Origin of the sequence: Streptomyces sp. NPDC048516 (assembly GCF_043199875.1) — a bacterium.
GTDB lineage: Bacteria > Actinomycetota > Actinomycetes > Streptomycetales > Streptomycetaceae > Streptomyces.
Map to the genome: position 1 here is coordinate 68742 of NZ_JBICWS010000005.1, position 20018 is coordinate 88759.

The 20018-nt window shown below is 72.5% G+C and carries 15 protein-coding genes; 3 read left to right on the top strand and 12 right to left on the bottom strand.

Annotated elements, in window-relative coordinates:
- The first annotated feature begins 46 nt into the window (after positions 1-46).
- Positions 47-1675, top strand: a complete 1629-nt coding sequence (locus tag ACGFR7_RS12045) for an acyl-CoA synthetase (protein WP_393316689.1) — start codon at positions 47-49, stop codon at positions 1673-1675.
- Positions 1676-1767: 92 nt separating this feature from the next.
- Here ACGFR7_RS12045 and ACGFR7_RS12050 read toward each other — a convergent pair whose 3' ends face one another.
- The gene (locus ACGFR7_RS12050) at positions 1768-2433 is read right to left on the bottom strand and encodes a chorismate mutase (protein WP_393316692.1); all 666 of its coding nucleotides are present in this window, start codon (positions 2431-2433) and stop codon (positions 1768-1770) included.
- 210 nt (positions 2434-2643) lie between these two features.
- Positions 2644-3333, bottom strand: a complete 690-nt coding sequence (locus ACGFR7_RS12055) for an alpha/beta fold hydrolase (protein WP_393316695.1) — start codon at positions 3331-3333, stop codon at positions 2644-2646.
- Positions 3334-3454: 121 nt separating this feature from the next.
- Here ACGFR7_RS12055 and paaK point away from each other — a divergent pair, with 121 nt between their 5' ends.
- Complete coding sequence (gene paaK / locus ACGFR7_RS12060) at positions 3455-4801, top strand: phenylacetate--CoA ligase PaaK (protein WP_393317585.1); 1347 nt, start codon at positions 3455-3457, stop codon at positions 4799-4801.
- Positions 4802-4913: 112 nt separating this feature from the next.
- Here the strand turns inward: paaK and ACGFR7_RS12065 are convergent, their stop codons facing one another.
- The 6 genes from ACGFR7_RS12065 to ACGFR7_RS12090 all read right to left on the bottom strand — a co-directional run bounded on the left by ACGFR7_RS12065 (position 4914) and on the right by ACGFR7_RS12090 (position 13030).
- The gene (locus ACGFR7_RS12065) at positions 4914-5786 is read right to left on the bottom strand and encodes an alpha/beta fold hydrolase (RefSeq protein ID WP_393316697.1); all 873 of its coding nucleotides are present in this window, start codon (positions 5784-5786) and stop codon (positions 4914-4916) included.
- Between the two features lie 159 nt (positions 5787-5945).
- A complete protein-coding gene (locus ACGFR7_RS12070; protein ID WP_393316700.1) occupies positions 5946-6746 on the bottom strand; it encodes a VOC family protein in 801 nt (266 codons plus the stop codon).
- Positions 6747-6908: 162 nt separating this feature from the next.
- A complete protein-coding gene (locus tag ACGFR7_RS12075; protein WP_393316703.1) occupies positions 6909-8519 on the bottom strand; it encodes an acyl-CoA synthetase in 1611 nt (536 codons plus the stop codon).
- A gap of 77 nt (positions 8520-8596) precedes the next feature.
- The gene (locus ACGFR7_RS12080; protein WP_393316706.1) at positions 8597-10156 is read right to left on the bottom strand and encodes an acyl-CoA synthetase; all 1560 of its coding nucleotides are present in this window, start codon (positions 10154-10156) and stop codon (positions 8597-8599) included.
- Positions 10157-10223: 67 nt separating this feature from the next.
- Positions 10224-11327, bottom strand: coding sequence for an NAD(P)H-dependent flavin oxidoreductase (locus ACGFR7_RS12085; protein WP_393316709.1), 1104 nt, complete (start codon positions 11325-11327; stop codon positions 10224-10226).
- Positions 11328-11458: 131 nt separating this feature from the next.
- Complete coding sequence (locus tag ACGFR7_RS12090) at positions 11459-13030, bottom strand: phytoene desaturase family protein (RefSeq protein WP_393316712.1); 1572 nt, start codon at positions 13028-13030, stop codon at positions 11459-11461.
- 179 nt (positions 13031-13209) lie between these two features.
- Here ACGFR7_RS12090 and ACGFR7_RS12095 point away from each other — a divergent pair, with 179 nt between their 5' ends.
- Positions 13210-14517: a glycoside hydrolase family 27 protein gene (locus ACGFR7_RS12095; RefSeq protein ID WP_393316715.1), complete on the top strand. Its 1308-nt coding sequence runs from the start codon at positions 13210-13212 to the stop codon at positions 14515-14517.
- A 141-nt stretch (positions 14518-14658) separates the two neighbouring features.
- Here ACGFR7_RS12095 and ACGFR7_RS12100 read toward each other — a convergent pair whose 3' ends face one another.
- The 4 genes from ACGFR7_RS12100 to ACGFR7_RS12115 form a co-directional block, all read right to left on the bottom strand.
- Positions 14659-16776 carry a tetratricopeptide repeat protein gene (locus ACGFR7_RS12100; RefSeq protein WP_393316718.1) on the bottom strand — a complete coding sequence of 706 codons (2118 nt, stop codon included), beginning with the start codon at positions 16774-16776 and terminating at the stop codon, positions 14659-14661.
- Positions 16777-16801: 25 nt separating this feature from the next.
- Positions 16802-17650: an oxygenase MpaB family protein gene (locus ACGFR7_RS12105; RefSeq protein WP_393317588.1), complete on the bottom strand. Its 849-nt coding sequence runs from the start codon at positions 17648-17650 to the stop codon at positions 16802-16804.
- A gap of 227 nt (positions 17651-17877) precedes the next feature.
- On the bottom strand, positions 17878-19101 hold the full coding sequence (locus ACGFR7_RS12110; RefSeq protein ID WP_393316721.1) for an acyl-CoA dehydrogenase family protein: 1224 nt from the start codon (positions 19099-19101) through the stop codon (positions 17878-17880).
- Between the two features lie 425 nt (positions 19102-19526).
- Positions 19527-19949, bottom strand: a complete 423-nt coding sequence (locus ACGFR7_RS12115) for an SH3 domain-containing protein (protein WP_393316724.1) — start codon at positions 19947-19949, stop codon at positions 19527-19529.
- Positions 19950-20018: the final 69 nt, after the last annotated feature.

Genomic DNA, 20018 nt, shown 5'->3' on the forward strand with positions numbered 1-20018 from the left:
CGCTCTAATGACCGCCAAGCCGACGCCCGCCCGGTCTGGAGGAGACGTGGAGTACAACCTTGCCGACCTCTTCGAGTCGATCGTCGACACGGTCCCCGACCGCGAGGCGCTGGTGTACGTCGACCATCCGGGGACCGGCAGCGAACGGCGGCTGACCTACGCCGAGCTGGACCGCGCCGCCAACCGCCTGGCCCACCACCTCGCCGACCGCGGCATCCGCCCCGGTCAGCACGTCGGGCTGCACCTCTACAACGGCATCGAATACCTCCAGGCCGTCTACGCCTGCCTGAAGATCCGCGCCGTTCCGGTGAACGTCAACTACCGCTACGTCGAGGAGGAGTTAATCTATCTCTACCGGGACGCCGACCTGGTGGCGCTGGTCTTCGACGCGGAGTTCACCGCGCGGGTGGCCGCCGCCCTCCCGCAGGCGCCCCGGCTGCGGCATCTCGTACGGGTCGGCACCCCGCCCGCCGGCGCCCCCGAGCCGCCGGTCGCGCCGGTCGCGCTCGCGGACGCCGAGGCCGCCGCCTCCCCCGCGCGCGGCTTCGGGCCGCGCTCGGCCGACGACCAGATCGTGATCTACACCGGTGGCACCACCGGTATGCCCAAGGGCGTGGTGTGGCGCCACGAGGACCTGTTCTTCGCCGGAATGGGTGGCGGGGCGCCGACCGGCGAGCCGGTGACGCGGCCGCAGGAGCTGGCCGAGCGGGTCGCGGCCGGCGGCGACGGCATCGTCTTCTTCCCGGCTCCCCCGCTGATGCACGGCACCTCCACCCTCACCGCCTTCATCGCCTTCCACTTCGGCCAGAAGGTCGTCGTCCACCGCAAATACGTGCCCGAAGAGGTGCTGCGGACCATCGAGCGGGAGCGGGTCACCAGCGTGTCGCTGGTCGGCGATGCGATGCTGCGTCCGCTCGTCGATGCGCTCGGCGGGCCGCTCAAGGGCACCGACTGCTCCTCGCTGTTCAGCGTCAGCAGCTCCGGCGCGATCCTCTCCGAGACCGTCCGCGCCCAGTTCGCCGCGCTGCTCCCGCACGTCATGCTGCTCAACAACTTCGGCTCGTCCGAGTCCGGGTTCAACGGCACCGCCACCGACGACTCCGGCCCCGGCAAGGGCTTCCGGCTGCAGGTCAACTCCCGTACGGCGGTGGTGGACCCGGCGACCCATGAGCCGGTACCGGCCGGCGAGGTCGGCCGTATCGCGCTGCGCGGGCATGTCCCGCTGGGCTACTACAACGACCCCGGGAAGACCGCCGAGACCTTCTTCGAGGCGCACGGCGACCGGTGGGTGCTGCTGGGCGATATGGCGACCGTGGACGAGGCGGGCATCGTCACCGTCCTCGGCCGGGGCTCGCAGTGCATCAACTCCGGTGGGGAGAAGGTCTATCCGGAGGAGGTCGAGCAGGCGCTGAAGGCGCATCCGGACGTCTACGACGCCCTGGTGGCGGGCGTGCCGGACGAACGGTGGGGCAACCGCGTCGCGGCCGTGGTGCAACTGCGCGCCGGTGCCGCGCCGTTGGACCTGGAAGGTCTGCAGCGCCACTGCCGGACCCGGTTGGCGGGGTACAAGATCCCGCGTGCCGCCGTCTTCACCGACCACATCCAGCGTTCGCCCAGCGGCAAGGCGGACTACCGCTGGGCGCGGGCGGTGGCGGCGGGCGGGGGGACGGGCTGAGCGGGGCGGCTCGACAGCGGGGCCGAGCGGGGACGGCTTGGCTGACGGGCTGAGCGGACGGCCTTGCGGGCGGGGCGCCGAGCCCCGGCGGGTCAGGCTCCGGCGCACACGGAGCGCAGCGAGCGCGCCAGGGCCGCCGCGTGCAGCCCGTCGAGGCGCCGCTGCTGGTGCACCCGCACCGCGGCCGCGGTCAGCAGCGGAGCGCAGTACGGCGCCGAACGGGCACGCGGGGAGCCGGCCAGGGCCCGTACCAGCGCGCCATTGATGCGGTTGATCTCCTTGCGGACCTCCTGGAGGTCGGGCCGCTCGGTGGGCGCCTGCCCCGGATTCGCGTCCCACCGGCGGTACAGCCCTCGCTGCACGACCTTGTTGGCCTCGATCTGATCCCGAAAGACCCGCACCGTGGCGGCCGGGTCGGCACCCAGCCGCCGGGCCTGGTCCGCCACCGAATCCAGCACCTCCTGCTCACGCGCCGGATCGTCGACAGGGCTGCCGGTGCGCCACTTCGCCGCGGCCACCAGATCGCCGGTGGCCAGCCGCTCGGCGGACAGCGCGGCGAGCGGCCGGAGTTCGCCGTACGGGGAGTGCGCGGCGGCGGCCGGCGGTACGGGCGCGGTCGGCGGTACGGGCGCGGCCGACGGTGCGGATGCGGCAGGCGGTACGGCCGGCGCCGCGGCGGCCCCGCCGGTCCCGGTGAGCAGGACGGCCGCGGCCGCGCCGAGAGCCAGGGCGCTGCGTAGCGAGGTGGTCAGGTGCACGGTCGGCGGCCTTTCTCGACCCCCGGAAATCTCGGGGAGATCAGCGAACGGGATGGGGCCGGGGCCCGGAAGAACCGGGCGAGCGGGGGCCCCGGACCGCGCAGCCCGCGCAGCCCGCGCAGCCCGCGCAGCCCGCGCAGCCCGCGCAGCCCGCGCAGCAGGCTACGGCTACGGCTACGGCTACGGCTACGGCTACGGCTACGGCTACGGCTACGGCGTCAGGAACGAGGTGACCGCGGCGAGGAATTCTCCGGGGCGCTCCTCGTGGACGAGATGGCCGGCTCCCTCCACCGTCACCAGGCGGGCGCCGGGGATCCGCTCGGCCAGGAGGGCGAGGTGGTCCTGCGGGATATGGCTGGACCCGCCGCCGATGATCAGGGTCGGTGCGGTGACCTTCGCCGGCGCGTCCCACCACGCGGGGTCGGGCGCATTGCGCTCCGCCACCACCGCGGCCTTGGCGTACCAGTCGAACGGCTGCGGGCCGGCCGGTTGCTCCGGCACCTCCTGCGGCGGGTCGGCGGGCAGCGGCAAAGGCACTTCCTCCAGCACCAGCCGGTCCACCAGCTCGGGCCGGTCCGCGGCCAGCAGCAGCGCGGCCACCGCGCCCAGCGAGTGCCCGATCAGGGCCACCCGCTCCAGTCCGAGCGCCTGCAGGAAACCGATCGCGTCGTCCCGCCACCGCTCGAAGCCGTACGCACCGGGCCAGTCACTGAGGCCGTGGCCCCGCTGGTCGGGGGCGTAGACACGGTGGGTGCCGGCGAGCCGGCCGACCACACCGCGCCAGTCCTCGCCGTCCTCCCCGAGGCAGTGCAGCAGCACGGCTGGGGGCGCGTCCTCCTCCCCCCATACCCGGTATGCCATCTGGACCTCACCGACCTGCACTTTCCGGATGTCACTCATGCGCCGGACGCTACCCGGGAGGTGTCGGCGTCACGCCCCTTGACGTGTTCGCCGCGCGCTGATTACTTGGATCAGCAGATGGCTACCGAATGATCGGTAGGGACACGAGGCGGTGGACTCCATGCCGGAAGCGGCTACGGGCAGTGAGACGTTCGACGAGGCGGAGCGGCTTTCGGCGGACGCGCTGCACAGCCTGCAACTGACCCGGCTGCGCGCCTCGTTGCAGCATGCCTACGACCACGTCCCGTTCTACCGCGAGTCCTTCGACCGGGCCGGGGTGCATCCGCAGGACTGCCGCTCGCTCGGTGATCTCGCCCGCTTCCCGTTCACCGTCAAGGATGATCTGCGTGCCCAGTACCCCTTCGGGATGTTCGCCGTCCCGAAGGAGAAGGTGCGCCGTATTCACGCCTCCAGCGGCACCACGGGCCGCCCGACGGTCGTCGGCTACACCGAGCGCGATCTGACGCAGTGGGCGGATGTCGTGGCCCGCTCCCTCCATGCGGCCGGCGGGCGGCCCGGGCACACCGTCCATATCGCCTACGGGTACGGCCTGTTCACGGGCGGTCTGGGCGCCCACTACGGCGCGGAACGGCTCGGCTGCACGGTCGTACCGGCGTCCGGTGGGATGACCAGCCGCCAGGTGCAGATCATCCAGGACCTCCGGCCCGAGATCATCATGGTCACGCCGTCCTACATGCTCACGCTGCTGGACGAGTTCGAGCGGCAGGGCATCGATCCCCGTACGACCTCGCTCGACGTGGGCATTTTCGGCGCCGAGCCCTGGACACAGGAGATGCGCCGCGAGATCGAGGAGCGGTTCGCGATCGACGCCGTGGACATATACGGCCTCTCGGAGGTGATGGGCCCCGGTGTGGCCCAGGAGTGTGTGGAGACCAAGGACGGGCTCCACATCTGGGAGGACCACTTCTACCCGGAGGTGGTCGATCCGATCACCGGCGAGGTGCTGCCGGACGGTGCGCACGGCGAGCTGGTCTTCACCTCGCTCACCAAGGAGGCGATGCCGGTCATCCGCTACCGCACCCGTGACCTGACCCGGCTGCTGCCCGGTACCGCGCGCGCCGCCTTCCGCCGGATGGAGAAGATCACCGGACGCAGCGACGACATGATCATTCTGCGGGGGGTCAATCTCTTCCCCGCGCAGGTCGAGGAGATCGTGCTGCGGACGCCCGGGGTCGCGCCGCACTTCCAGCTGAGGCTGACCCGGGAGGGCCGGATGGACCATCTGACCGTGCGCGCCGAGGCCCGGCCTGACGCGGCCCCCGAGGCGCGCACGGCCGCCGCCGACCTGATCGCACGGGGCGTCAAGGACGGGATCGGGGTGTCGGTCGCGGTCGAGATCGTGGACCCGGAGACCCTGGAGCGCTCGGTCGGCAAGATCAAGCGCATCGTGGACGCCCGGCCGCGTGACAAGGCAGCGGAGAGCCCCTGGCAGCGGGCTCACCAGTAGGGCCCCTGGCGGGGGGTGTCCCCCTGGGAACCACGGCTGAGAGGCCCTGCGGAGGCCGTACGGCCCCCGGGAGGGTTGGGCGTCCCGGGGCGCGGCGATGGGTCCGGGCCGCTCAGCCCGGCGGATCCAGTCGGCCGGCGAAGTCGGCGAAGGCGGTGCGGACGGCTCCGGGGTTCTCGATCCAGGGAAAATGGCCGGCGTCCGCTATCCGGCGGTGCTGGACGTACGGCCCGTGGAAGCCCGGCTCGTCCTGCCAGATCCGCTGGTCGACGACGTGGTCCCGCTCGCCGCTGACGATCAGGGTCGGCAGGTCCCGTGGGGTCCAGCGGGCCCGGTAGGTGTCGTCGAAGTGGGCATCGGCCCAGGCCACCGCGTCATGGCAGTACGGCAGGTCCGCGAGGAGCTCGCGGCCGGCGGCGGAGGCGGACGGGCGGAAGTTCCACGGCGCGGCGGCGAGCGTCAGGGCGCGCAGGTTCTGGTCGTCCGGCTGCCGGGCGTAGCGCTCGGCCGCGGCGTCGACGCCGGGGAGCGGGTGGTCCTCGGCATAGCGGGCGAAGGCGGGGCGCCAGCCGGCGTGTGGTGCGCTGCTGACCAGCGCCAGCCCCGTGAGATGTGCCGCGACTTCCGGGACGGACAGCAGGAACATGCCTCCGGTGGAGTGGCCGACCATCACCACGTCGTCCAGCGCCTGCGCGGCCTCCGCCAGGGCTCCCGGCCAGTGGGCGTAGGGATCGGCGGGGATCGCGGGAAGGCCGCGGTTGGAGCCGTCGCCGGGCAGATCGACCAGCCAGGCGGAACCGTGCACCCGGGCCGCCGCCACCAGGCCGTGCAGGGACTCGGAGCCCAGCCCCGGCCCACCGGGCACGAAGAGCCAGTTCCCGCGCCCGTCGCCGGAGGAGACCCGGCGCAGCCTGACTCCCGAAGCCGTCCACCGCTCCTGCCGCTCCGCTTCCACCGCGTCCGCTCGCTCTCCGTCATGCGGCATGCATGGACTCCCCGCCCTACGCCATGCGTTCCGCCGCCTCGGGGACGATAAGCGCTGCGGGCCGTTGCGGGCGCGGGATTTTCGGCCTCCGCGTCCGCGAGGCAGCGGCCGGGCCACGGGTCGGCTCAGCCCAGGGGGCGGTTCATCCCACGGGTCGGCTCAGCCCAGGGTCGGGTCCCCCTTGATGAGGGCGAACGGGGCCCCTGCCGGGTCCTTGACCATGGCCAGCCGGCCGACGCCCGGGGCATCGGTGGGCGGGATCAGGACCGTGGCTCCGCGCTCGGTGGCCGCGGCGAAGGTGGCGTCGCAGTCGGTCACCCCGAAGTACGGGTGCCACTCCGAGCTCGAACCGGCCTGCAGATGCTCCTTCTGCAACTGCATGATGCCGCCGTGCCCGGTGTCGTCGTCCTTGCCGCCGCCCGGCGCGGAGACGACGGAGTAGACGATGTCACCGCCCATCGGCATGTCCTGGTGGCTCCAGGAGAAGACCGAGCGGTAGAAGTCCTTCGCGGCGGCCGCGTCGGTGGTGTACAGCTCCGTCCAGCACAGGGAGTTCGGCTCCATGACCGTTTCCAGGCCCTGGGTGTCGCCCGGCTGCCACACGGCGAATTCGCCGCCCGTCGGGTCGGTGAAGGCGGCCAGCCGGCCCGCGGTGAAGACATCCATCGGCGGGACGCGCACGGACCCGCCGGCCTGCTCCACCGACTTCAGCGTGGCGTCCGCGTCCGGGGTGTGGAAGTACACCGTCCAGGCGGAGCGCGCGCCCTCGTCCATCAGCGGGCCGACGGCGCCGACCGTCTTGCCGTCGAGCTGGAAGAAGCCGTAGCCGCCGGCGTCCGGGCCGGCCGACCGGAAGCGCCAGCCGAACACGGCGCCGTAGAAGGCAACGGCGTCGTCGATATCGGGGGCCCCGAGGTCGAGCCAGTTGGGTGTGCCCGGGACGTAGTGGGTCGTCAGCATGGGTGGTCCTCCGTCGGTCTCCGTCGCGTCTCCGTCGATCCCCGTCGCGATTCCGTCGCCATCACGTCGCACGGATCGTGGCGTTCACGGCTGTTTCCCGCCGTTTCTCAGGATGGCAGGGGGCACTGACAACCGCCCTTCCGCGCGCCCGGCCGTCCCGGCTCAGGGCGCGCCGAACCGTGCGCGCAGCTCCCGCTTGAGGACCTTGCCGCTGGCGTTGCGCGGCAGCGCGTCCACGAACATCACCCGTTTGGGTGTCTTGAACGGCGCAAGGCGGGCGCGGACCGCCGCGATCAGCTCCTGTTCCCCCACACCCGCGCCACCCGGCTCACCCCCGGCACCACCCGAACCGGCTGTACCGCCCGTGTCCTTTGGGCCGTCCGTACGCAGCACGACCACCGCGGTGACCGCCTCGATCCAGCGCTCGTCCGGCAGCCCGATGACCGCGACCTCGGCCACCTGCGGATGCTCGTGGAGCACATCCTCCACCTGGCGCGGGGCGACCAGTACGCCACCGGAGTTGATGACGTCCTTGACCCGGTCGACCACCGTGAAATAGCCCTCCGCGTCCCGCACGGCGAGGTCACCGGAGTGGAACCAGCCGTCCCGGAACGCCTCGGCGGTCTCCTCCGGCTTGTCCCAGTAGCCGGTGCACAGTTGCGGTGAGCGGTAGACGACCTCGCCCCGGGTGCCGTCCGGCACCTCCCGGCCCTCCTCGTCCACCACCCGTGCCTCGACGAACAGCACAGGGCGCCCGCAGGAGTCCATCCGGCCCTCGTGTTCGCCGGGGCCGAGCACGGTGGCCAGCGGCCCGATCTCGCTCTGCCCGAAGCAGTTGTAGAAGGCGAGCCCGGGCAGCCGGGCGCGGAGCCGTTCCAGGACCGGCACCGGCATGATCGAGGCCCCGTAGTAGGCCTTGCGCAGCCCGCTCAGCTCACGGGTGGCGAAGTCGGGGTGGTTCGACAGCGCGATCCACACGGTCGGCGGCGCGAACAGGCTGTCGGCCAGGCCCTTTTCCACCAGATCGAAGATCCGGTCCGGGTCGGGCCCGTCCAGGATGGTGTTCTCCGCGCCGGCCGCCAGGTAGGGCAGCAGGAAGACGTGCATCTGCGCGGAGTGGTAGAGCGGGAGCGAGTGCAGCGGCCGGTCCGTCTCCTTCAGGTCGAGGGCGATGACGGCGCTGGTGTACTCGTGCACCAGGGCACGGTGCGTCATCATCGCGCCCTTGGGCAGGGCCGTGGTCCCCGAGGTGTAGAGGAGCTGGACCAGATCCTCGTCGGACACCTCGGCCGCCGGCTCGGAGGCGCCGGCCGCCGGCCCGCCGGTGTCCGCGGCCGGCTCCGGCTCGCCGCGGGCCGCAAGCCGCTCCAGCAGGCCGCCGGGCACCCCGTACAGCGGCATGGTGCGTACGGAATCCGGCAACCGGTGCGCGAGGGCGGCGTCGGTGAGCACCAGCGCACTGCCCGACTGTTCCAGGAGGTAGCGCAGATCGTCGCCGGCCAGGCCGTGGTTGACCGGCACATGCACCAGTCCGGCGCGGGCACAGGCCAGAAATCCGATCAGGTACGCATCCGAGTTGTGCCCGTAGGAGGCCACCCGGTCGCCGGGCCGCAGGCCGTCCGCCCGCAGCACCCGGGCCGCGGCGGTCACCGCGTCGTCCAGCTCGCGATAGGTCCAGGCCCGGTCCGCATACCGCACCGCGGTCCGTCCGGGCACCCGACGGGCGCTGCGCCGCAGGACTCCGTCGACCGTATTGCTCCGCGCTTGCGTCATGGCGCGATCCTGGGCCGCCCCGCACCGCCGGTCAAGCCACCCGACCGGAGTCCGGAGCCCTGACCGCGGGCCACCGGCTACACGGAGCGCTCCCGCCCCTCCCAGTACGGGTCGCGCAGCCGGCGCTTGTAGAGCTTGCCGTTGGGGTCGCGTGGCATGGCGGTGAGGAAGTCGACCGACTTGGGCCGTTTGTAGCCCGCCAGTTGCCGTGCGCAGTGGGCCATGATTTCGGCGGCCAGTGCGGGCCCGGGCGCGTGGCCCTCGGCGGGTTCGATGACGGCCTTGACCTCCTCTCCCCAGTCGTCGTGCGGGATGCCGAAGGCGGCCGCGTCGGCGACCGCGGGGTGGGCGAGCAGGGCGGATTCGATCTCGGCGGGGTAGATGTTCACCCCGCCCGAGATGATCATGTCGATCTTGCGGTCGCGGAGGAAGAGGAATCCGTCCGCGTCCAGGTACCCGAGGTCCCCGACGGTGAAGAAGTCCCCGATCCGGTTCTTCTTCGTCTTCCCCTCGTCCTTGTGGTACTGGAAGCCGCCGGTGCTCATCTTCATGTAGACGGTGCCGAGTTCGCCCGGGGGCAGCCGGTTCCCGTCGTCGTCGAAGACGGCCAGCTCGCTGATCGGCCAGGCCTTCCCGACCGTCCCGGGCTTCTTGAGCCAGTCCTCGGCGGTCGCGAATGCGCCACCGCCCTCACTGGCCGCGTAGTACTCCTCGACGCAGTCCCCCCACCAGTCGATCATGGCGCGTTTGACGTGGTCGGGGCAGGGTGCGGCGCCATGGAGGGCGTGCCGCATCGAACTCACGTCGTATGCCGCGCGAGTCTCCTCCGGCAGCGCGAGCAGCCGGTGGAACTGGGTGGGCACCATATGGGTGTGGGTGCAGCGGCGCGCCTCGATCAGGGCCAGCATGTCCCGCGGCGTCCACTTGTCCATCAGGACGAGGCGGTGGCCGATGTGCAGCGAGGCGCCGGCGAATTGCAGGACGGCGGTGTGGTAGAGCGGCGAGCAGACCAGATGGACGTGGTCGCCGAACGGCGTGATGCCGAAGATGGCGAGGAATCCACCGAGGTGGGCGGCCTCGGGCTCGGTGCCGGGCAGCGGGCGGCGGATACCGCGCGGACGTCCGGTGGTACCCGAGGTGTAGTTCATGACCCAGCCCAGCGTGCGCTCCCCCGGCGCGGACTGCCGCTGTCCGTCGAGGAGTTGGGCGTAGGGCTGGAAACCGTCGATCTGACCGACGGCATGGCGCCGGGACGCCGGCAGCTCCGCCTCGTCCGCGGCGTGCCGGGCCGCCTCGGCGAAACGCTCGTGGGCGATCAGCACCTTCGCCCCGGAGTCGGCGACGATCCAGGCGATCTCCGGGCCGACCAGGTGGTGGTTGACGGGAACGAGATAGAAACCGGCCTGGGACGCGGCGAGGTAGGCGGTGAAGAACTCGACGCCGTTGGGGAGGACCACGGCGAAGGCGTCACCGCGCCGCAGGCCCGCCGCACGCAGGCCGTGGACCAGCTGGTTGCTCGCGGCGTGCAGCCGTCCGGCGGTCCACTCCTCGCCGTCGGGGGCGATCAGGACCGTGCGGTCCGGGTCGGCGGTGGCCTGCGCCCAGAAGCCGTTGGGCGGTGGGGAGTCATGGGTCATTCCGCTGTCCTCCTCGGGATCGGGCGCGTCCGGGATCAGGCGCCCCCGGGATCAGGCGCCCTCGGGATCAGGCGCGTCCGGCGATGCGGTTGATGCGGTCGATGGCCCGCTCGAAGCCGCGGGTGAGGTCATCGAAGACGGCCTGGACACTGCGTTCGCTGTTCATCCGGCCGACGATCTGGCCGACCGGGGTGCCGAGCAGCGGCTCGACCTCGTACCGCTGGATACGGGAGTTGGCCTCGGCGACCAGCAGGCCCTGCAGCGGCATCGGGAGGGGAGCAAGACCGCCCGGTTCGTCCCAGGCGTCGGTCCATTCGGTGCGCAACTGGCGGGCGGGCTTGCCGGTCAGGGCACGGGAGCGGACGGTGTCGCCCGGGCCGGCGGCGAGCAGCTTCGCGGTCAGCCGCCGGGAGTGCAGATCCGCCTCCTCGGTGGTCAGCCAGAGCGAGCCCAGCCAGACGCCCTGGGCACCGAGGGCGAGCCCGGCGGCGATCTGCTCACCGGTGCCGATACCGCCCGCGGCGAGCACCGGCAGCGGGTCGACGGCGGCCACCACCTCGGGGGTGAGCACCATGGTGGCGATCTCGCCGGTGTGCCCGCCCGCCTCGTAGCCCTGGGCGACGACGATGTCGATACCGGCGGCCTTGTGGTGGCGGGCGTGGCGCGGGCTGCCGGCCAGCGCCGCGACGAGGATGCCGTGGTCGTGGGCGCGCCGGACGATGTCGGGCGGGGGTGAGCCGAGGGCGTTGGCCAGCAGCTTGACCGGATAGTCGAAGGCCACATCGAGCTGGGTGCGGGCGACCTCTTCCATCCACCCGGTGATCCGCCAGCCGGACGCCTCGCCCTCCGCGAGCCGCGGCACCTGGTGTTTGCCGAGGAGTTCGGTGACGAAGCGGCGGTGCTCCTCCGGGATCATCGCCTCGACCTCGGCCTCGGTGACGCCTTCCACCTTCTTGGCGGGCATCACCACATCGAGCCCGTACGGCAGCCCTTCGGTGTGGTCCTGCATCCAGTCCAGGTCGCGGGCCAGCTCGTCCGGCGCGGTGTAGCGGACCGCGCCGAGCACCCCGAACCCGCCGGCCCGGGTGATCGCCGCGGCGACCGCGGGGAAGGGGGTGAACCCGAAGACGGCGTGCTCGACTCCCAGCGCGTTGCTCAGCTCCGTCTGCATGGGCGAAGGATGCCGCAGCGGTCCGTACGAGGGAAGAGAGTTTCTGATGCAGCGTCAGAAACTTGGTGCCGCATCCTTGAACGAGCGGCCGCCCGCCGTCCCGGGACGCCGGGGCGGCCGGCCTTCGCCGCTCACCCCTCCTCCAGCACCGCCATCGCCGCGTTGTGTCCCGGGATGCCGCTCACGCCCCCGCCGCGCACCGCACCCGCCCCGCACAGCAGGACGTTGGGGTGCGTGGTCGCCACGCCCCAGCGGGCCGGGGCGGACCGGGCGTCACCGAGCGCTTCGTCCGAGGGATCCGCGTAGGGAAAGGCCAGGTCGCGGTGGAAGATGTTGCCGCCCGGCAGGCCGAGTTCACGGTCCAGGTCGAGGGGCGAGCGGGCCTCGATGCACGGGCGGCCGTCGGCGTCGTGGGCCAGGCAGTCGGCGAGCGGTTCGGCGAGGTGGCGCTCCAGTTCGGCGAGGGTGGCCGCCAGGAGGCGGTCGCGGGTGGTGTCGTTGTCGGCGGTGAACAGGCTCGCGGGAGCGTGCAGGCCGAACAGGGTGAGGGTCTGGTAGCCCTGCCGGACCAGGTCGGCACCGAGGATGGAGGGGTCGGTGAGGGAGTGGCAGTAGATCTCGGAGGGCGGGGAGTCGGGCAGGGCGCCGGACGCGGCCTGCTGGTAGGCGCTCTCCAGTTGGCGGTAGCCCTCGGCGATATGGAAGGTGCCGGAGAAGGCCTCCCGTGGGTCCACCTGGGTGTCACGCAGCCGTGGCAGCCGGGTGAGCAGCATGTTGACCTTGAGCTGGGCGCCCTCGGCGGGGGGCGGCGGGGCCTCGCCCAGCAGGCGGGCCAGCTCGCGCGGGGCGGCGTTGACGAGGACCCGGCGGGCGCCGATGGTGCCCTGCTCGCAGGTCACCTCCGCGCTGCGGCCGTCCGTCGCGATACCGGTCACCGCGCAGTCGGTGACGATCTCCGCGCCGGCCCGCCGGGCGGCGTCGGCCAGCGCGTCGGTGAGGGCGCCCATCCCGCCGATCGGGACGTCCCAGTCGCCGGTGCCGCCCCCGATGACGTGGTAGAGGAAACAGCGGTTCTGACGCAGCGACGGGTCATGGGCGGTGGCGAAGGTGCCGATGAGGGCGTCGGTGAGGACCACGCCGCGGACCAGGTCGTCGGTGAAGGTCTCCTCGACCGCCTCCCCCAGGGGGCGTTCGAACAGGGCGTGCCAGGTGGCGTCGTCGTCGACCGTGGCCCGCAGCGCGGCACGGGTGGGCAGGGGCTCGGTCAGGGTGGGGAAGACCCGCTCGGCCAGCCGCGCCGTGGTGCCGTAGAAGCGCTGCCAGGCGGTGAACTCCCGCTCTGAGCCGGTGAGTTCGGCGAAGGCCGTACGGGTCCGGTCCTCGCCGCCGCCGACCAGGAGACCGGTGGGCCGGCCGTCGCGCACGGCGGGGGTGTAGGAGGAGACGGTGCGTTTGCGGACCGCGAAGCGCAGACCGAGGTCCCGCACGATCTTCGGCGGCAACAGGCTGACGAGGTAGGAGTAACGGGACAGCCGGGCGTCGACCCCGGCGAACGCCCGGGTCGACACGGCGGCACCACCGGTGTGGTCCAGCCGCTCCAGCACCAGCACGCTGCGCCCGGCGCGTGCGAGATAGGCGGCGGCCACCAGTCCGTTGTGCCCGCCACCGACGATGACCGCGTCATACGAAGTCCGTTCCGGCATGCCCCTTGGTAGCACGCGGTGATCGCGGTCGCCAGGTGCAGGCGGCTGAAACCTTCACCCGGGGCGGTGCGGCTTCTTGACCGGGCAGGGGGCTGCTCCTAGCGTCCGGCCGTGCTCCGCCCCGGCCCCACCCCTGCCGCGCTCTCGTCAGACCGTCCCGCCCACCCGTGAGGTGACCCGTGTCCCACTCGCCGGTACCCCGCCTCGGCCGCACCTTCGCCGGACTGACCGCCGTCGCCGCCTGTTCGGCCGGGCTGCTCGCGGCCCCCGCTCCCGCCTCCGCAGCCCCAGGGCCGGCCCGTGCGTCCGACGCCCGGCAGCTCGCGGAGAGGTATCCGAACCTGGCGCCGAGACCCCCGATGGGCTGGAACGACTGGTCGTACTACATGTGCGACATCAACGAGAAGGTGATCCTCGACAACGCGCGGGCGCTGGTCCGTTCGGGGCTGGCCCGGCGCGGCTACCGCACCGTCACCGTCGACGACTGCTGGATGAGCAGGCAGCGCGGCCCCGACGGCGAACTGACGGCGGACCGGACGAAGTTCCCGCACGGCATGGCCTACCTCGGGCGGAAGCTGCACGAGCTGGGACTGAAGTTCGGGATCTACGAGGACGTCGGCACCCTGACCTGTGAGAAATATCCGGGCAGTCTCGGCCATTTCCGGGAAGACACGGAGCTGTTCGCCCGATGGAAGGTCGACTACGTCAAGGCGGACGGCTGCAATGTGCCCGTCGCCCCGGGGCACACCAAGGAGGAGACCTACCGGGACCTGTACGGCCAGATGAGCCGTGCGCTGCGGGCCACCGGCCGCCCGATCACGTTCTCGGTGTCGGCGCCGGCCTACTTCCAGTACGACGGTGACAGCGTCTGGCACCGGGTCATCGGCTGGTCGGCCTCGCTCGGCAATCTGTGGCGGGGCGGGCGGGACGTGGCGCTGCAGAAGAACACACCGGCCGTGAAGTGGTCCTCCATCCTCTACAACTTCCGCTACAACGCACGGCTGGCGGGCCTCCAGCGGCCCGGCCGCTGGAACGACCCGGACTTCCTGCTGGCCGGTGACACGGGCGTGACGCGGCAGGAGATGCAGAGCCAGATGTCGCTCTGGGCGATGATGGCCGCCCCCCTGATCTCCAGCACGGACCTGAGCCGCCTGTCCCCGGCGGCACGCAAGGTGCTCGGGAACAAGAAGGTCATCGCCGTCGACCAGGACGCACTCGGCGTCCAGGGGACCGTCGTGCAGGAGGACAACGGCTCCGCGGTGCTGACCAAGCCGCTGAAGAACGGCGACCGGGCCGTCGCCCTGTTCAACTCGGGCGACGCGCCGCGCACGCTGTCGGTCACCGCCGAGACGGCCGGACTGCCGGAGGCGGGCTCCTACCTGCTGCACGATCTGGTCAGCGGCCGCCGCTCGCACAGCGAGGACACGATCACGGCACGCGAGGTGCCACCCCACAGCACGGTGCTCTACCGGGTCACTCCGGACTGACCTGCCCCGGTCTCCGGGGGCCGGCCCGGTTTCCGAGGGCCGGCCCGGTTTCCGAGGGCCGGCCCGGTTTCTGAGGGCAGGCCCGGTTTCTGAGGGCGAGCCCGGTTTCTGAGGGCCGGCTCGGCCACCGCGGCCCGTCCCCTACCGCCGGCGTGCGGCGCGCTCCCGGCGCAGCGCCGCGCCCCGGCGGTGGAGGGCGGCCGCCTCGTCCGTACGGCCCAGTTGTTCCAGGCACTGGGCCAAATCGCCGTAGCTGGCCAGCGTGTCGAGATGGCCCGCGCCCAGGACCCGTTCGCGGGCGTCCGCGACCTCGCGGTAGAGGTCCAGCGCCTCGTCCCAGCGGCCGAGCCAGCCGAGCGCCACGGCGGTCTCCCGGCAGCTGACCAGGGTGTCGGGGTGGTCGGGCCCGAGCACCCGCGCACGTGCCGCGGCGACCGCACGCCCCTCCGCCAGCGCCTCCTGCCAGCGGTTCTGCCGTCCGAGGCTGACGCCCAGGCCGTGCCGGGCACGCAACGTCTCCGGGTCGTCCGCGCCCTGGGCACGGGTGCGGGCGGCGGTCAGGTCCCGGTAGAGCGCCAGGGCTTCGCCACTGCGGCCGAGCCGGCCGAGGCCGATGCCGACCTCGTAGCGGGCGGCGAGGGTGTCGGGGTGGTCGGGGCCGAGCGAGGCGGTGCGCGCCGCCGCGATGTCCCGGTAGGTGTGCAGGGCCTCCGTCCAGTGGCCCAGCCTGCCCAGAACATGGGCGAGTTCGCAGCGGGTGGCGAGGGTGTCGGCGTGGACCGCGCCGAGCACCCGGGCGCGGGCCTCGGCCACCTCCCGTGCCATGGCTCGGCAGTCCTCCAGCCGTCCCAGCCTGCCGAGGTTCAGCGCGACGTGGTGGCGGCAGCTCAGCGAGTCGGGGTGGTCGGGGCCCAGCGCGCGTTCACGACCCGTCAGCACCTCGGCGTAGATCTGGTGCGCCTCGAAGCTCCGGCCGAGTCGGCTCAGGGCATGACCGGCCTCCAGACGGCTGGTGAGCGTGTCGGGGTGGTCGGGGCCGAGCAGCCGCTCGCGTTCCCCGGCGAGCGCACGGTGTGCCTCACCCGCCTCCTCCCAGCGGCCCAGCCGGCCGAGGTTCAGCGCGGCGGTGTGCCGTCCGGCCAGCGCGGCGAGGGTGGCGCGGCGGTCGTCCGGCGGTGCCGGGCTGGCGATGCCGGCGGCCGGGGACGCCTCACCGCACTGCGGCTCCCTTCCGCCGGTCCATGTGTCGGTCAGGACGGTGGCGGACCGGTCCGCAGGGAACCCGTGCGCCCGCCGCCCGGGGGCCGCCAGGGAGCCGAGGGTCATGCCACGGGTCCAGGAGGGCAGCCGCCGGGCGGGGACCGTCGCCTCGCCCGAGCCGGCAGCGGTGCCACGGGCGGGGTGCGGATGGCGGGCGTCGGCGAGGCGTTTGCCCAGCTCGTCGGCGTCCCTGGGCCGGTCGTCCGGATCCTTGGCGAGCAGTTCGAGGATGATGCGCTCGTAGGCCTCGGGAAGATCGGGGCGCAGTGTGCGGGGCGGTTTCGGCGCCTGGTCGCGGTGTCCGACGAGCACCGCCCAGGCATCGCCCAGGTCGAAGGGCGGCACGCCGGTGGCGATCTCGTACAGCACACAGCCGAGGGAGTAGAGATCGCTGCGGTGGTCGACGCCGTGGGCGCCGATCTGTTCGGGCGACATGTAATGCGGGCTGCCCATGGCGATGCCGGTGCCGGTGAGGCGGGCGGTGAAGCCGATGTCGTGGCCGAGCCGGGCGATACCGAAGTCGCAGATCTTGACCGTGCCGTCGGCGGTCCGGACGATGTTCGCCGGTTTCAGATCGCGGTGCACGACGGCTTGTTCGTGGGTGTAGGCGAGCGCGGCGGTGACCTGCTCGGCGATCTCGACGAGGTCCGGTACGGGCAGCGGCTGGCGGCGGTTGTCCTCCAGCAGCTGGCTCAGGTTACGGCCGCTGAGCAGTTCCATCACGATGAAGAGGGTGCCCTCGTCCTCGCCGAAGTCGTGGACGACGGTGATGCCGCGGTGCTGGAGCGCGGCAGCGACCCGGGCCTCACGGCGGAAACGTTCGCGCAGTACCTGCAGGAACGACGGTTCGTGCCGTGGCCCTGTGGGCTTGAGGCATTTGACCGCGACCTGCCGGCCCAGCGACTCGTCCCGGGCCCGCCACACCTCCCCCATGCCGCCGCGCCCGATGGTGCCGAGCAGCCGGTACCGCCGTTGGATCAGTCTCTGGTCCGCACCCATGAATCGCCGCCCCCGTCCCCCGTGGTCAGCCGCGCAGTTCCCCCTGCGTGTCCTTCTGCCCATCCAGTATGGCGGCGGAAGGGCGGAGCTTGTAGGGCGCTGGGCGGGCGCCGGGGCCGAGTCGTGCGACGGCGCGCAGGATGTGCCGTGGCGGGAGCTGCCAGCGGACGGCGGGCGGAATGGCGCGAAGGAGGCGGCCGGTGGCGCGCAGCCGCCGGGTGACGGTTGCGGGCGGGGGTACGGGGCGCCCGTAGAGCTCCTGCGCATACGCAGGGAGTGCGCCGTAGGCGAGCTGCGCCACCCGCTGCCAGAGCAGGGCGCGGGCCGGCACGAGGGGCACCGGGGTCGGTGGCCTGCACAAAAACGCGTCCACCTCGCCGGCTTCGGGGGTCAGCGCCAACCCGGGCCGTACGCGGGCGAAGTAGGCGGCGAGCGCGGCCCGGCTGCCGGGCACACCGGCCGGGTCGAGGCCGACGAGCCGGGCGCTTTCGCGCTGCTCGTGGAGGTAGGCGTCGGCATGGGCGTCGCCGAGGGGGTAGCCGGAGCGGCGCAGGACGTGCAGGTAGGAATCCACCGCCGCGCAGTGCACCCACAGCAGCAGGTCCGGCTCGTCGACGCCGTAGCGCTCACCGGTGGCGGGGTCGGTGGCGGACAGCCGGCGGTGGATACGGCGGACCGTGGCACCGGCCTGTTCGGCGGCGTCGGTGGTGTCGTACGTGACGGTGCCGACGAACCCGGCGGTCCGCATCAGCCGGCCCCAGGCGTCACTCCTGAAGTCCGAGTTCTGGAGGACACCGCGTACCGCGCGAGGGTGCAGCGCCTGGAGGTACAGCGCACGGACGCCCGCGATCCACATCATCGGATCGCTGTGCATCTGCCAGGTCACGGAACGGGGCCCGAAGAGCCCCGGGTCGCCTGCCACCTGCCACACCTCCCGTGCCGGACCGCACCGCCGTCGGCGTGTCTCCATTGTCGGTCGTGCCGTGGTTCCTCTGCATCATGCGCTCGACGGGCCCGGTACGGCAGGCACGGTCCGGCCACTCGCGCGTACGGGGGGCCGAGCGCTCGGTCGATGTGCCGGGCAGCGGCGGTCGCACCGGTTCAGCGCCGTACGCGGGGCATCCCCAGGCCGATCCACGAGATGATCTCGCGCTGGATCTCGTTGTTGCCGCCGCCGAAGGTGAAGATGACGGCGGAGCGGTAGCCGCGTTCCAGTTCGCCGTGCAGTACCGCGCCGGCCGAGCCCTCTTTGAGCGGGCCCGCGGAGCCGACGATCTCCATCAGCCAGGCATAGGCGTCCCGGCGGGCCTCGGAGCCGTAGACCTTGACCGCGGAGGCGTCCTGCGGGGTGAGGGTGCCCTGCTGGAGCGCGTCGACCATCTGCCAGTTCAGCAGCTTCATGGCGTCGAGTCTGGCGTGGGTGCGGGCCAGCCGTCCGCGCACCCAGCCCAGGTCGATGACCCGGCGGCCGTCGCCGAGTGCGCTGCCGGCGGCCCAGCGCTGGACGCCGTGCAGCGCGCGGATGGCCATGGTCCCGTGGGCGGCGAGGGTGACCCGCTCGTGGTTGAGCTGGTTGGTGATGATCCGCCAGCCCTTGTTCTCCTGGCCGACGCGGCGGGAGACCGGGACGGTGATGTTCTCGTAGTAGCTGGCGGTGGTGTCGTGCGAGGCGAGGGTGTTGATCAGGGTGCAGGAGTAGCCGGGGTCGCTGGTGGGGACGAGGAGCATGGTGATGCCCTTGTGGGGCGGGGCTTGGGGGTCGGTGCGCACGGCGAGCCATACCCAGTCCGCGGTGTCGCCGTTGGTCGTCCAGATCTTCTGCCCGTTGACGACGTAGTGGCCACTCTTCTCGTCGCCCTCGCGTACGGCGCGGGTCTTGAGGGCGGCCAGGTCGGTGCCGGCGTCCGGTTCGCTGTAACCGATGGCGAAGTCGATCTCGCCGGAGAGGATCCGGGGCAGGAAGTAGGCCTTCTGTTCGTCGGTACCGAACTGCATGATCGTCGGGCCGACGGTGTTCAGCGCCATCAGCGGCAGCGGCACGCCCGCCTGGGCCGCCTCGTCGAAGAAGATGAACTGCTCCGTCGGGGACAGGCCGCGCCCGCCGAACTCCTTGGGCCAGCCGACGCCGAGCCAGCCGTCGGTGCCCAGCCGCCGTACGGTCTCACGGTAGAAGCGCTTCCGGTCGGCGGCGCCGGCGAGGGAGCCGCCCGACCCGGCCTCGGAGCCGTGGGGGCCGGCGAGGGCACCGTCCGGCACCAGCTCGGCGAAGTAGGTGCGCAGCTCGGCGCGCAACTGCTGCTGCTCGGGGGTGTATTCGAGGTGCACGGCCCCTCCAGTTCGTCCGGTCCGGTCGTCCGGTCCGAGGGGGCACAGGATGCTGACGGCCCGTCGGCTGCCGGATCGAGGGGCACAGTAGAACTTGTTTCAGTAATTCGGAAGGGCGCGGCCCTGCCGTGGGCGGCCATGCGGGAGGGGGTCGTTCACACGGGGGGGCGGTCGCACGGGGGCGGTCGTACGGGGGGGGACGGCCATACGGGGGGACGGTCGTACGGGGACGGTCGTACGGAGGCGGGGCGAGCCGGAGTGCGTCCGGATGGGCGGAGGTGGTCCGGACGGGCGGGGAACACTGGCGGGAGGCCCGCCCCCTCGGCCAGGGGAGGAACACCGCGAACGGCCGACACCGTCCGACGCGCGCACGAAGGCCCGGTCCGGTACCTCCGCGGCACCGGACCGGGCCTTCCGGGGGTCCATCAGCCCACGGTGTGCTTCGCCGCGCCGGGCGGCAGCAGCCGGCCGCGCTGGACGTCCTTGCAGTACCTGACGGCACCGTTGCTGGTCACATACCTGGCCGAGACCCAGGTCGCCCGCTCCTCGCGGGTCAGGTACCAGACGGCGTTGCCGCCGACGCTCTGGGTGCGGACCTTGCACACCAGGCCGACCTGCGCACGGTGGTGGAGGTGACCCCGCACCGAGGAGTCCGTACTGGGGTACTGACGCTGGCTCAGGCCCGTCTTGGCGGTGACCACACCGAAGGGCTTGGCGGGTCCGGGCGTCGTCGCGTGCGCCGGGGCCGCGGCCAGCAGCGTCGCGCCGAGGGCGGCGGCCGCGGTCAGTGCGCCCGCGCCGGCTGCGAGCTTCTTGCCGCGGGCCACGAGGAGGTCGGTCGTGGGCATAGGGGTCTCCTGTTCTCGACGCGCAATGCCACCCATTGCCGCGAAGTGGACATTACGCATAAACCACTC